This is a genomic window from Rhodococcus sp. LB1 (assembly GCF_001583455.1).
GTDB lineage: Bacteria > Actinomycetota > Actinomycetes > Mycobacteriales > Mycobacteriaceae > Rhodococcus_F > Rhodococcus_F opacus.
On the sequence record NZ_LTCZ01000428.1, the window covers coordinates 1 to 13,036 of the forward strand.

The following is a 13,036-nucleotide window of genomic DNA, read 5'->3' on the forward strand; positions in this document are numbered from 1 at the left end:
CCGATCTCCGTCGCGACGGCGTCGACGAAGGCAGGCGGCCTGCTGGCGGACACGACGATCCGTGGTCGTGCCGGGAGTTGTTCGGTATGCACCGCATGGCTGTCGTCGTCACTGGCATACACGGCACCCAGTGCCGGTTGCGCGACCGCTGCCGCCGTGATGCCCCGACCGCGTTCCCACAGCGCGACGTGCACGGCCCAGTCCGAGTGCCCGGGCAGTCCGTACTCCTTGGAACCGTCGAGCGGGTCGATGATCCACACCCGCGAACTCTCCAGCCGCGACCGGTCGTCGGCCGACTCCTCGGAGAGAATCGCGTCGCCGGGTCGCTCCGCGGAGAGCTTGCCGAGAATGAACGCGTCGGCGGCGACGTCGCCCCGCCTGCCCAGTTCACGCCCGTCCGCCGATCCGAGTCCCGCGGTGCGGATGTCCAGCAGCAGGGCACCGGCACCGGAGGCGATGTCGGCCGCGAGTCGTGCGTCAGTGATCACGTCTCAACAATTCCATAATTCTCTCGGCTTGTTCGGTCGGCGTGCCGTCCCCGGGCCGGAGGACGAGTTCGGCGTTCTCCGGGGCCTCGTACGGGTCGTCGACCCCGGTGAATCCGGTGATCTCCCCCGCGCGGGCTTTCGCGTACATGCCCTTGGGGTCCCGCGCCTCGCACTGTTCCACCGGCGTGTCGACGAACACCTCGACGAAGTCGAGCCCGGCGGCCCGGTGCTGCTCGCGGACGCGGTCCCGGTCGGCGCGGTACGGGCTGATCAGCGACGCGATCGCGACCACCCCGGAGTCGGCGAGCAGTTGTGCCACGGCGCCGACGCGGCGCACGTTCTCGGCGCGGTCCTCCGCACTGAAATCGAGGTCGGCGTTGAGACCGTGACGCAGGTTGTCGCCGTCGAGCCGGTAGGCGGGCACCCCGGCCGCGACCAGGCGCCGCTCGAGTTCCACCGCGACCGTCGACTTTCCCGACGCCGACAGCCCGGTCAGCCACACCGTGCGACCTCGTGTCGCCCGCTCGTCCCGCGAGACGGCCGCGGCGTGCCACACCACCTTGGAACGCGACAGCGTCGGCCCGGTGATCATGCCGGCGGCGACGGTGTTGTGGGTCGACTCGTCCACCAGGATGAAACTGCCCGTCACGTGGTTGCGGCGGTACGGGTCGAACATCAGCGGCTGCGACGTCCTCAATTGGATACGGCCGATCTCGTTGAGCGAGAGCGACTGTGCGGACTCGTCGCGGTGCAGGGTGTTCACGTCGAGACGGTAGTCGAGCCGCACGACGGACGCCCTGGTGGCGCGGGTGGTGTGCAGCAGCGTGTACCGCGCATCCGGTGTCAGCGAGGACTGTTCGCTGAACCAGCAGACCATCGCGTCGAGTTCCTGCCCGACGAGCGGACGGTTGTTGGGGCGGCACAGCACATCTCCGCGGCTCACGTCCAGTTGGTCGGCGAGCTGCACACACACCGCCGACGGTGCGAACGCCTCGTCGAGGCGGGTTCCGCCGGGACCCCAGATGGCGCTGACGGTGGAGGTGAATCCGGACGGCAGTGCCACCACCTCGTCGCCCGGCTTGAACACGCCGCTGGCGACCGTGCCTGCGTACCCGCGGAAATCGTGCAGCGCGGAATCGGTCTGGCGCTGCGGCCGGACCACGTACTGCACCGGGAACCGCGCGTCGATGAGGTTGCGGTCGGAGGCCACGTGCACCTGCTCGAGGTAGTGCAGCAGCGACCCTCCCTCGTACCAGGGCATGTTGACGGTGCGTTGCGCGATGTTGTCGCCGCGCAGTGCCGACACCGGAATGAACGTGAGGTCGTGGACCTCGAGCTTGATCGCGAACTGCCGGAATTCCTCCTTGATCTCCTCGAACCTGTCCTCGGACCACCCGACGAGATCCATCTTGTTGACGCACAGCACGAGGTGCGGAATTCCGAGGAGGCTGGCGATGAACGCATGGCGGCGCGTCTGCTCGAGGATCCCCTTGCGGGCGTCGACGAGGATCAGGGCCAGGTCGGCGGTCGACGCACCGGTCACCATGTTCCGGGTGTACTGCTCGTGCCCCGGGGTGTCCGCGATGATGAACTTGCGGTGCGGTGTGGCGAAGTAGCGGTGCGCGACGTCGATGGTGATGCCCTGCTCGCGTTCGGCGCGCAGACCGTCGGTGAGCAGTGCCAGGTCGGCGTGCTCGTCGCCCCGTTCGCGGCTGGTGCGTTCGACTGCCTCGAGCTGATCCTCGAAGATCGCCTTCGAGTCGTACAGCAGCCGGCCGATCAGGGTGGACTTGCCGTCGTCGACGCTGCCCGCGGTCGCGACCCGGAGTAACTGCGGCATCAGAAGTACCCTTCCTTCTTGCGATCCTCCATACCGGCCTCGGAGATCCGGTCGTCGGCCCGGGTGGCCCCGCGCTCGGTCAGCCTGCTCGCGGCGACCTCGGTGACCACGGCCTCGGCGGTGGTTGCCGACGACTCGACGCAGCCCGTGCACGTGGCGTCGCCCACGGTCCGGAAGCGGACGAGGGCCTCGTACGGCTCGTCACCGGGAAGCAGGGTCAGAAACCGGGTGTGCGCCAACAGCATTCCGTCGCGGGGCACGACCTCCCTGCGGTGCGCGTAGTACAGGGGCGGCAGTTCGATCTTCTCCTCGCTGATGTACTGCCAGATGTCGAGTTCGGTCCAGTTCGACAGCGGGAACACCCGGATGTGCTCCCCCTTGCGGTGCCTGCCGTTGTAGAGGCTCCACAGCTCGGGGCGTTGCGCCCGCGGATCCCACTGCCCGAACTCGTCGCGGAAGCTGAACACCCGCTCCTTCGCGCGGGCCTTCTCCTCGTCGCGGCGGGCGCCGCCGAAGATGGCGTCGAATCCGTTGTCCCGGATCCCGCGCAGCAGCGCCGTGGTCTGGAGCCGGTTGCGGCTGGCCCGCGGACCCGTCTCCTCGCTGACGCGGCCTGCGTCGATGTCGTCCTGCACGCTGGACACCACCATCCGCAGGTCGAGGCGGTCGACGGTCCGGTCGCGGAACTCGATGACCTCGTCGAAGTTGTGGCCGGTGTCGACGTGCATGACGGCGAACGGGAGAGGTGCGGGCCAGAACGCCTTGGCGGCCACGTGGAGCATCACCACCGAGTCCTTGCCGCCGGAGAACAGCAGAACCGGACGCTCGAACGTGGCGGCCACTTCTCGGAAGATGTGCACGGCTTCGGCTTCGAGCGCGCCGAGGTGGGACAACTCGTACACGGGCGGTGCGGTCATGGGCGATTCCTCGTCGCGAGTGCCTTACCGGTCACTGGTCCATATTTGGACCAGCTCGGTCGAAAATGATTGCACCTCCGAGAATAGAACGTGTTTCAGATTGCGGTCAATGCCCGTTCGTCACCGCGGCCGGCGGCCGCCCACCTCCGCCGTGATCGCATCCGCCGCCGCGGCGAGAGCCTTGCCTCGCCGCGCGATGTCGGACGGCGCGAGTTCGGTGCCGACATAGAGCGTCAGGACCATGGCCTGATGGCCCTCGGCGTCGTACGTCGGCGCGGCGATGAGGCTGACGGGGTGCGGTGCGGCGGGGTCCGCGTGCTCGGCGTCCAGGTAGACCCGCTCCCCCAGGCTGGACACCATCTCACCGAGCACGTCGCGCAACTCCGGCGGCAGGTCGTGCGCGGCGACCCCGGCCATGAGCGTGTGCAGGCGCTGACCGACGGGAGTGAGCGTCTCCACGAGATACCCGGTGCGGGAGCACTCGTAGACCACGGTGCGCAACCGGTCGCGGTCGAGGCGCACCGGCAGGGTCGGCTCCCGGCGCAACCACGACTGCAGCGCGTCGTCGCCGTCCCACAGCACGTACATCAGGCCGACGGGCGGCGCGAACGGGTACATCTCCCCCACCTTGGCGGCCGCCCGGACACCGGGCGGACTCGTCAGCTCCAGGACGGCGATACGGTCGCCGACCACCGCCGACGCCGTGCACGTGGTCCGGAACTCCTCACTGAGTACGGCGAGATGCGTGCGCGCCACCGGGCCGGCCGCGAATCCTTGCTGCGCCGCGCGGCCGGCCGCGATGAGTGCAGGCCCGAGGCCGTACGTCTTCGTGTCGGGATCCCGGACGAGATAGCCGCCGCGGGCCAGTTCGGTGAGGATTCCCAGGCAGGTGGGCTTGCTGATATCGAGTTGCCGGGCCAGCTCCGACAAACCGAAGCGGTGCTCCTTGCGCGCCACCAGGAAGTCGAGCACCTGCACCACACGTTCGGTAGGCGGCGACCGTCGGCCCTGCGCCCTGTCGGGCGTCTCGTTCTCGTGTCCCATTGACCACTCCTTAGAACACGTTCTATTGTCGGTTCATCAATGTTCTACCACGCAGGTACATATTTGTACCACCCCCATCGTGAGGAGCACGGTGTGCTGACCGACCCATTCGCCGACGCCATGGCCGAGGCCGAGAAACTGATCGAGAGCGCCCCCCACATCCGCACCGAACAGGATCTGCTGGAGGGCTACCAGTACCTCGCCGGCGGCATTCTCGCCACGACGCACGCAGCCTGGGCCACCGAACGGTCGCACCCGACGTTCATCTCGGGCACCGGCCCGTACATGAAGATGGGCCTCGACAACCCCGACACCCTGTACTTCGGCGCGCGGATCGACGACGACGTCGAATACGTGGTCACCGGGCGGCGCGGCACCACGGCGGACCTGAGCTTCCAGGTGCTGAGCGGAAACTACACGGCCGCACACGTTCCCGGCAGCGTCACCGCGTTCGACGACCGGGAGATCGACATCGCCTCCGACGGCTCGTTCGAGGTGCGGTTCGGGCCCGGCGGGAGCGCCGGCAGGCGTAACTACTTCACCCTCGCACCGGGTTCGTCGCAACTGGTGGTCCGGGAGGTGTACAGCGATTGGAGTCAGCATCGCGGCACCATCCGCATCGCCAGGGCGGATACGACGGGTACGGCTCCGGGTCCGCTCACGCGGAAAGCCGTCGAGAAGCGCTACGCCCGCGCGGGCACAGCCCTGGTCTCCCGGGTGAAGACGTGGCTGCAGTTCCCGGAGTGGTTCTATCTGAACCTGCCGGTGAACACGATGACCGAACCGCGGCTGACGCCGGGCGGCCTCGCCACGCAGTACTCGTCCGTCGGGCACTACGAACTCGCCGAGGACGAGGCCATCGTCATCACCGTCCCGAAAGCCGACGTGCCCTACCAGGGTTTTCAGCTGGGCAGCATGTGGTACATCTCCCTCGACTACGTCAACCACCAGACCTCGCTGAACGTCGTCCAGTCGCAGGTGGATCCCGACGACCACATCCGACTCGTCGTCAGCGAGCGCAATCCCGGCGTGGCCAACTGGATCGCCACCATCGGGCACCTCCGCGGCTACCTGCAGTTCCGCTGGCAGCGCGTCTCCCGCGAACTGACCCCGGACGACGGTCCCCGCATCGAGGTCGTGAAGTTCGACGAGATCCATCGGACGCTGCCGTTCTATGATTCCAACAAGATCTCGCCCGAGGACTTCGCCGAACGCATCGCCGCACGCCAGGCCGCGGTCGCCGACCGGATGCTGGGGTGAGCGCGGTGACTACTCCGCAACTCCTGCAGGACAAGGTGGTCGTCATCTCCGGCGTCGGACCGGCCCTGGGCCGGACCCTCGCCGTCCGCTGCGCCGACGCCGGCGCGGACGTGGTGCTGGCCGCCCGCACCGCGTCGCGTCTCGACGAGGTGGCCAAGGAGATCATCGCCGTCGGCCGACGCGCGGTCACCGTCCCGACCGACATCACGGATCAGGCATCGGCCGAGAATCTGGTGTCCGCGGCCGTCGACGCGTACGGCAAGGTCGACGTGCTGATCAACAACGCGTTCTCGGTTCCGTCGATGAAACCACTGGCCCGCACGGAATTCGACCACATCCGCAGCAGTTTCGAGCTGACCGTGCTCGGGGCGTTGCGGCTGACACAGCTGTTCACCCCTGCACTCGCCGACGCGAACGGAGCGGTGGTGAACATCAATTCGATGGTGCTCCGGCACTCCCAGGAACGGTACGGCAGCTACAAGATGGCCAAATCCGCCCTGCTCGCGACGTCGCAGTCGCTTGCCACGGAACTGGGACCACAGGGAATCCGCGTCAATTCCGTTGCTCCCGGCTATATCTGGGGAGACACGTTGAAGCAGTACTTCACGCACCAGGCCGAGAAGTACGGGACGACCGTCGAGCAGATCTACGAACACACCGCCGCGAACACCGATCTGAAAAGGCTCCCCACAACCGAGGAAGTGGCCGACGCCGTGATCTTCCTGGCCTCACCGTTGGCGAGCGCCGTGACCGGCCAGTGCCTCGACGTCAACTGCGGCGAATTCCATCACTAGCGACGAGAACCGGAGCATCATGAGCGAGCGCACCACCGTCGGCACGGTCGAGGACCTTCACGCCTCGGCCACCCGCCTGACCGGCCTCACCGACTTCGGCGTGGACGACTACACCGAGGCCCTCGGCGTCCTGCTGGACTCGTACCACGTCGACGAGCAGCTGACCCCGCTCGGCAGCAAGGTGTCCCGGGTGTTCCTCCGCGGCGCCCTGGTGGCGCGGCTGCTGAGCGAGGCGGCGTGGAAGCAGAACCCCGAGCACGCGGACGTGCGGATCGAGCGGCCGATCTTCGTCACCGGGCTTCCCCGCACGGGGACGACGGCGCTGCACCGGCTGCTCACCGCGGACCCGTCGCATCAGGGCCTGGAGATGTGGCTGACCGAGATGCCCCAACCCCGTCCGCCGCGCGAGACCTGGGAATCGAATCCCGTGTTCCAGAAGATCGAGGAGGGTTTCAGCCGCCACCACATCGAACGCCCCGAGTTCATGGGCGTGCACTACATGTCGGCGAGCGAAGTCGAGGAGTGCTGGCAGCTGCTGCGGCAGACGTTCAAGTCGATCTCCTACGAGTGCCTGGCGTCTCTCCCGACATATTCCCGCTGGCTCGAAGGCCAGGACTGGACGAACGCCTATCAGCGGCACAAGAAGAACCTGCAGCTGATCGGGCTTCCCGATCGGGACCGCCGCTGGGTGCTGAAGAACCCCAGCCACCTGTTCGCGCTCGACGAGTTGCTCGCCGTCTATCCGGACGCCCTGATCATCCAGACCCACCGGCCGCCGCGCACGATCGTCCCGTCGGTGTGCAGCCTGGCGGAACAGGCGACGGAAGGGTGGTCGGAGAAGTTCCGGGGCAGCGTCATCGGTGAGAGCCAGCTCGAGCTGTGGGCCCGGGGGCTCGAGCAGTTCACCGCCGCGCGCACCCGGCACGATCCCGCTCAGTTCATCGACGTCGACTACCACGATTTCGTGGCCGATCCGCTCGGCACCGTCGAAGGGGTCTACACGCACTTCGGGCTCGAACTCAGCGCCTCGGCCCAGTCGGCGATGGAGGCGATGCACGCCGAAAGTCGCAGCGGCGACCGCCGCCCCTCCCACAAGTACACGCTCGAGGAATTCGGGCTCACGGCCGAGCAGGTGGACGAGAGATTCGCGAACTATCAGTTCAGCGCGACCAGCTGACGGGATAGTCGAGGATCGACGACGCCGCCCGCGCCGCGATCAGCGGCCTGGGCGACAGCGGCAGGTGGACGACCGGAGACGGCCGCGGTCCGGGCTCGGGTTCGCGCTCGGGCTCGGGCTCCGGCTCGGGTTCCCGTTTCGTGCCGCTGCCGAGGTCGAGTGTGTCGAGCAGCGGCATCAGTTCGGCGGCGATCCGATCTCCCACCTGCGCGAACGCTGCCTCGCCGAGGCCGACGGGGTCGCTGATGTTCGCATCGTCGATCTCGCCGTACTCCCTTCGGGCGACGGCGAGTTCGGCGACGGTGCGGGCACCGGTGTCGGTGGCGATCCGGCGAGCCTCGCGAAGCGTGAACGTGCAGTGGCTCGTCCCGAGGAGCAGTTCCATCGAACGGTCCCGGATCTGCTCGGTCATCGCGAGGACGAGGTCGGCGCGTTTGATCATCTCTGGCCGCAGGCGACGCGCTCGGAACCCGTCGGCGCTCGCGCCGAGGCCTTCGATGACGCGGGCGGCGACGGGTTCGACCGGAAAGCCCACGAGGGCTCGGACACCGGCGCTCTCCGCGGTGAGGTGCGGCAGACCGTGGGCAAGCGCGTACGCGTGCGTCAGCCGCTCTGCGATCGGTGAGCGGCAGACGTTCCCGCTACAGACGAACAGAACGTGCATGAGGGCACCCTAACCAGCGAGTTCGCCTTCGCGCGCGGGCAATTCCACTGGCCGAGCGGTCTGTTTCCGACATTCACCTACCCTTGGTGAGTCGTTCACCCACTGGATTCCTCGTGGCCACCTCGAATCACGAACGCCCAGTTCACGGCGATCGACGCCGGAGTGTCGCCACGTACGCGATCTACGTCACATTTCCGGGTGGGTGCGGCACCGTCGCCGGGTTTCCGAACCTCCCGGCGCAGGTCGTCTGCCCACAGCAGACAATTGCCGGTCCGGCACCGGCGCGCCGGTAGTAATGAAGGCATGACCACAGCCGCACTACCCGACCTGAATTACCGCGACCTGTTGGCGGACAGACTGTTTCGCCAGCGCACGATCCTCCTCACCGGCGAGGTGGACGACGCCATGGCCGAGCGGGCCTGCTCCGAACTGGTGCTGCTCGCGGCCGCCGACCCCAAACGCGACATCGTGCTGTACATCAATTCCCCGGGCGGCTCCGTCTTCGCCGGCCTGGCCATCTACGACACGATGAAGCTCGTTCCCAACGACGTGGTGACCGTCGCCATGGGTTTCGCCGCGAGCATGGGCCAGGTACTGCTGTGCTCGGGCACCCACGGCAAACGGATCAGTCTGGCGCACAGCCGCATCATGATGCACCAGCCCTCGGCGGGCATCGGCGGCACCGCCGTCGACATCGCCATCCAGGCCGAGAGCCTCGAACGGATGAAACGACAGTCGCAGGAGATCCTCGCCGCCGAGACGGGGCATCCGGTCGAGCAGATCGCCGAGGACAGCGACCGGGACCGGTGGTTCACCGCCGACGAGGCCCGCGACTACGGGATCGTCGACCGTGTCGTGTCCTCGTTCGCCGAGATCGCCCCGCACACCACCGCCCCGAGAATTGGATTGTGAAGCCATGTCCCAATACACCATTCCCCACGTCATCGAGCGCACCCCGGCAGGCGAGCGGTCGTTCGACATCTTCAGCCGACTGCTGAACGAGCGGATCGTCTTCCTGGGCACCGAGATCGACGACGGAGTCGCCAATGTCGTGATGGCACAGCTGCTCCACCTCCAGGCGGACAGTTCCGATCAGGAGATCGGGCTGTACATCAATTCGCCCGGCGGCTCCACGACGGCGATGCTCGCAATTTACGACACGATGCAGTTCCTCCGACCGACCATCGCCACGTACTGCATGGGTCAGGCCGCATCCGCCGCCGCCGTGCTCCTGGCGGCGGGAACCAAGGGACACCGCCACGTCCTGGCCCACTCCCGGACGCTACTGCACCAACCGTCGACACAGGGCAACGGCACGATCTCCGACCTGGCGCTTCAGGCCGCGGAAATCATGCGGGTCCGTTCGCAGACCGAGGCGATCCTGAGCAAACACACCGGTCAGACCGTCGAGCGCCTGCGGCGGGACACCGACCGGGACCGCATCTTCACAGCCGAGGAAGCGATCGACTACGGCCTGGCCGATACGCTCGTCGCGGCCTGACGGAAGGCGCTAGGCGGCGAGCAGCGTGGGCACCTGCCGGTTCGGGCTCCTGGTCGCCGGGTTCCGGTTCGTCGCGCCGAGCCGGCGCCCGGACCGGAACAGCAGGTGTTCCACCGGCAGACCGAGCGCGCCACACACTGCGCGCAGCATTTCCGACGACGGCTCCTTCTTCCCGCGTTCGATCTCGGAGAGGTACTGCTTCGACATGCCGACGGCGGCGGCGACGTCCTCGAGGCTCCGATCCTGGTCCCGGCGGGCTTCGCGGAGCACTCGCCCGTACAGCTCACGCACCAGCGGCTCCTCCCGTGATTGCTCGGGAGCGGCTGTCACCAGCGTCAGTCTGCGCTGAGCTTCCATACCTTCGGAGTCTTCCAGACGACGCACCCGGACGGAGTGGCGTTCACCGACAGCGGACAGCCGATCAGTACCGCCCGACGGCGAGCGCGACGTTGTGCCCGCCGAAACCGATCGAATTGCTCAGTGCATAGTCGATGCGCTGACGGCGGGGCGACCCGGCGACGACGTCCAGGTCGATGGCGGGGTCCTGGTTGTCGAGGTTGAGGGTCGGCGGGACGATCTGTTCGCGCACCGTCAGGACGGTGAGGATCGCCTCGAGGGCTCCGACCGCGCCGATGGAGTGCCCGAGTGCCGATTTCGGTGCGTACACCGATGCCTGCCCGGCGACGGCGGCGATCGCGGTGGCCTCGGAGGCGTCGCCGACGGACGTCGAGGTGGCGTGGGCATTGACGTGATCGACGTCCGCGCCGCTCAGTCCCGCCGTGTCGAGCGCCTTCCGCATGGCGCGCGCAATTCCGGCGCCCTGCGGATCGGGTGCGACGATATGGTGAGCGTCCGAGGTGATTCCGGCTCCGAGGATCCTGCCGTGGATCTCCGCGCCGCGAGACCTCGCGTGTTCCTCGGATTCGAGCACGAGCACCGCGCCGGCCTCACCGAACACGAATCCGTCCCGGTCCCGGTCGAACGGCCGCGATGCCCGTGCGGGTTCGTCGTTGCGGGTGCTCATCGCGCGCATCATCGCGAAACTCGCGATGGGCACCGCATCGATCTGCCCCTCGACCCCGCCGGCCACCACCACGTCCGCCTCGCCGGTGGCGATCAGCCGCCAGGCGTGCGCGATCGCCTCCGATCCGGACGAACACGCGGACACGGGCGCGAACACCCCAGCCTTCGCGCCGATCTCCAACCCGACGGTGGCGGCGGGACCGTTCGGCATGACCATGGGAACGGACATCGGCGAGACCTTGCGGTACCCGTTCGCGCGCATCGCGTCGACGGCGCCGACCAGGGCGTCCCCGCCGCCCAGTCCGGTGCCGATCGCGACGGCGAGCCGCTCGCCGTCGACGTCGGGTGAGCCCGCGCTCGCCCAGGCGCGCCGGCCGAGGACGAGGGCGCTCTGCTCGACGAACGACAGGCGGCGCTGCTCCACGCGTGACAGGTGCTCGGCCGGGTGCGCCGTGAGCTTGCCACCGATCCGGACGGGAAGGTCGTAATGGTCGACGAACGGCTCGTCGAGCACACCGATTCCGGACCGGTTGCGCAACAACCCTTCCCACGTGCCGTCGACGTCGTCGGCGATCGACGTGATGGCGGCGAACGCCGTGACCACCACCGGGCGTCCGGTATCCCGCATTTCTGAAGCAGTCGTTACAGTCATGCCGTCATGAATACCTGTACCGTCCGCTACAGTCAACCGCATGGCCCGCCCCCTCGACCACGCCAAGCGCGCGCAGCTCCTCGCCGACGTCGTCGGCTACATCGCCGAACACGGACTCGCGGACCTGTCGCTCCGGCCGCTCGCCGCCGCACTGGGCACGAGCTCACGCATGCTCATCTACTACTTCGGCACCAAGGAGGAGCTGCTGGTCCAGGCTCTGGCGACGCAGCATCCCGGCTTCTCGTCCCTGTTCTCCGAAGTCTCGGACCGGGACGGGCTGCGTGCGGGTCTCGCGGAGCTGTGGACGTCGACCACCCAGGGCGAGTCGTCGGTCAGCACGAAGATTCTGTTGCAGGTGATGGGGGTGGCGAGCGTGCAGCGGGGCCCGTTCGCCGAGTTCGCCACCTCGGCCATCCATACGCTGATCGACGCCGTCGCCGACGCGATGATCCGGTGCGGGATCTCCGCTCCGGATGCCCGCGAGAATGCGACGGTCGCGGTGTCCGGGCTGCGGGGAATCCTCCTCGACCGCTTGGTCACCGGCGACGTGGCGCGGACGGATCGATCGGCGTCACGACTGATCGAGCAGGTGGTTGCCGAGTAGTTCGTCGACGCGCTCGGCCGCCTCGTCCGGGATCCAGTGGCTCACGCCGCGGAACACCTCGTAGGCGTACGGGCCGTCGACGAAGCGTGCGGTCAGCTCGGGACCTACCGGCCCGATCGCCGTGTCGCCGTCGCTCCACACGAAGAGCGTGGGCACCCGGACCTTCCGGGACGCCGATCGTGGTGCGATGAACGGCATGGCCCGATACCAGTTCAGGGCGCCCCGGGCTCGCGTCCGGTCGCGCATGGGTTCGAGGTCGCGCTTCGCCCCGTCCGCAGACTGACCGCTGGCGCGCAGCGCCCGGTAGCCGTAACCGTCCGAGGCGATCACCCGCTCCGGAATCCACGGCAGCTGGAACGCGAACATGTACCAGGACTTCAGGATCTGGCGACTGGTGAGCATCGCCCGCACGAACGCCGCCGGGTGCGGCACCGACAGCGCCGTGAGCGTGCGGACCCGGTCGGGCCGTTCCGCCGCGAGACCCCAGGCCACCGCCGCGCCCCAGTCGTGCCCGACGACATGCGCCGGACCGAGGCCCGCCTGGTCGATGAGCGCGACGACGTCCGCGACCAGTTCCGAGGCGCGGTACGCCCAGCGGGCGCGGGGCCGGGCCCCGGCCGAATAGCCGCGCTGGTCGGGCGCGAGAGTGCGGAATCCCCGCCGGTGCAGCAGCGGCGCCAGTTCGTCCCACGAGCGCGAGTCCTGCGGAAATCCGTGCAACAGCACCACCGGCGTGCCGTCGATCGGGCCCTCGTCGCGGACGTCGAACACGAGCCCGTCCCGGGTGAACGTGCCGATCCGTTCCGTGCCGCTCATCGGACGGCCGTCTCACGCTCGCCGCGGTCGGCGGCCGACGCACCGGCGCGGAGGAACCGTCCCGTCTTGGTGACGCCGAACCCGCCGGTGAACTCCCCGTCGCGGTAGACGAGCCTGCCGTTGATCACCGTCGCGACCGCAGCGCCGTCGCTGCGGTTGACCATCCGGCGCAGACCGCCGTACTCGGGGACCTCGGCCTCGAACAATCCGTCCACGGTGGCGTCCAGACCCGCCGGATCGATGACGACCAGATCGG

Annotated in this window: 14 protein-coding genes and 1 pseudogene; 6 read left to right on the forward strand and 9 right to left on the reverse strand. The window is 68.2% G+C overall.

Features of this window, described 5'->3' with window-relative positions; translation table 11 throughout:
* The 4 genes from AZG88_RS44560 to AZG88_RS44575 form a co-directional block, all read right to left on the reverse strand.
* On the reverse strand, positions 1–488 hold a 488-nt coding region (locus tag AZG88_RS44560; RefSeq protein ID WP_331712325.1), incomplete at its 3' end, for an inositol monophosphatase family protein.
* Positions 478–2,328, reverse strand: coding sequence for an adenylyl-sulfate kinase (gene cysC, locus AZG88_RS44565; RefSeq protein ID WP_061042767.1), 1,851 nt, complete (start codon positions 2,326–2,328; stop codon positions 478–480). The genes cysC and AZG88_RS44560, both read right to left, overlap by 11 nt.
* Positions 2,328–3,245, reverse strand: coding sequence for a sulfate adenylyltransferase subunit CysD (gene cysD, locus AZG88_RS44570; protein WP_005252902.1), 918 nt, complete (start codon positions 3,243–3,245; stop codon positions 2,328–2,330). Before cysD ends, cysC begins: the two co-directional genes overlap by 1 nt.
* Positions 3,246–3,365: 120 nt before the next feature.
* Entirely contained in the window at positions 3,366–4,289 is a 924-nt protein-coding gene (locus AZG88_RS44575) for a helix-turn-helix domain-containing protein (RefSeq protein ID WP_061701281.1), read from the reverse strand.
* 93 nt (positions 4,290–4,382) lie between these two features.
* Here AZG88_RS44575 and AZG88_RS44580 point away from each other — a divergent pair, with 93 nt between their 5' ends.
* The 3 genes from AZG88_RS44580 to AZG88_RS44590 are packed head-to-tail and all read left to right on the forward strand — an operon-like array spanning position 4,383 to position 7,520.
* A complete protein-coding gene (locus tag AZG88_RS44580; protein WP_061042768.1) occupies positions 4,383–5,549 on the forward strand; it encodes a hypothetical protein in 1,167 nt (388 codons plus the stop codon).
* Positions 5,546–6,343 (forward strand): SDR family oxidoreductase, encoded by a 798-nt coding sequence (locus tag AZG88_RS44585; protein ID WP_025432986.1) that lies wholly within the window; start codon positions 5,546–5,548, stop codon positions 6,341–6,343. Before AZG88_RS44580 ends, AZG88_RS44585 begins: the two co-directional genes overlap by 4 nt.
* A 19-nt stretch (positions 6,344–6,362) precedes the next feature.
* Positions 6,363–7,520, forward strand: a complete 1,158-nt coding sequence (locus AZG88_RS44590) for a sulfotransferase family protein (RefSeq protein WP_005252898.1) — start codon at positions 6,363–6,365, stop codon at positions 7,518–7,520.
* Here AZG88_RS44590 and AZG88_RS44595 read toward each other — a convergent pair.
* A complete protein-coding gene (locus AZG88_RS44595; RefSeq protein WP_005252897.1) occupies positions 7,504–8,184 on the reverse strand; it encodes an arsenate reductase/protein-tyrosine-phosphatase family protein in 681 nt (226 codons plus the stop codon). The genes AZG88_RS44590 and AZG88_RS44595 overlap by 17 nt on opposite strands.
* Before the next feature lie 303 nt (positions 8,185–8,487).
* Between AZG88_RS44595 and AZG88_RS44600 the strand changes: the two genes are divergently transcribed.
* Positions 8,488–9,096 (forward strand): ClpP family protease, encoded by a 609-nt coding sequence (locus AZG88_RS44600; RefSeq protein WP_005568279.1) that lies wholly within the window; start codon positions 8,488–8,490, stop codon positions 9,094–9,096.
* A 4-nt stretch (positions 9,097–9,100) separates the two neighbouring features.
* A complete protein-coding gene (locus AZG88_RS44605) occupies positions 9,101–9,685 on the forward strand; it encodes an ATP-dependent Clp protease proteolytic subunit (RefSeq protein WP_005252895.1) in 585 nt (194 codons plus the stop codon).
* A 9-nt stretch (positions 9,686–9,694) separates the two neighbouring features.
* Here the strand turns inward: AZG88_RS44605 and AZG88_RS44610 are convergent, their stop codons facing one another.
* Positions 9,695–10,042 (reverse strand): helix-turn-helix domain-containing protein, encoded by a 348-nt coding sequence (locus AZG88_RS44610; protein WP_005252894.1) that lies wholly within the window; start codon positions 10,040–10,042, stop codon positions 9,695–9,697.
* Positions 10,043–10,106: 64 nt separating this feature from the next.
* Complete coding sequence (locus AZG88_RS44615; RefSeq protein WP_061042769.1) at positions 10,107–11,360, reverse strand: KasA/KasB family beta-ketoacyl-ACP synthase; 1,254 nt, start codon at positions 11,358–11,360, stop codon at positions 10,107–10,109.
* A gap of 40 nt (positions 11,361–11,400) precedes the next feature.
* On the opposite strand from AZG88_RS44615, the gene AZG88_RS44620 reads away from it, so the two are divergent.
* Entirely contained in the window at positions 11,401–11,964 is a 564-nt protein-coding gene (locus AZG88_RS44620) for a TetR/AcrR family transcriptional regulator (protein WP_005252892.1), read from the forward strand.
* Here the strand turns inward: AZG88_RS44620 and AZG88_RS44625 are convergent.
* Positions 11,932–12,780: an alpha/beta fold hydrolase gene (locus AZG88_RS44625; RefSeq protein ID WP_061701282.1), complete on the reverse strand. Its 849-nt coding sequence runs from the start codon at positions 12,778–12,780 to the stop codon at positions 11,932–11,934. The genes AZG88_RS44620 and AZG88_RS44625 overlap by 33 nt on opposite strands.
* Positions 12,777–13,036: pseudogene (locus AZG88_RS44630) on the reverse strand (hypothetical protein); the annotation flags it as partial. The gene AZG88_RS44625 and the pseudogene AZG88_RS44630, both read right to left, overlap by 4 nt.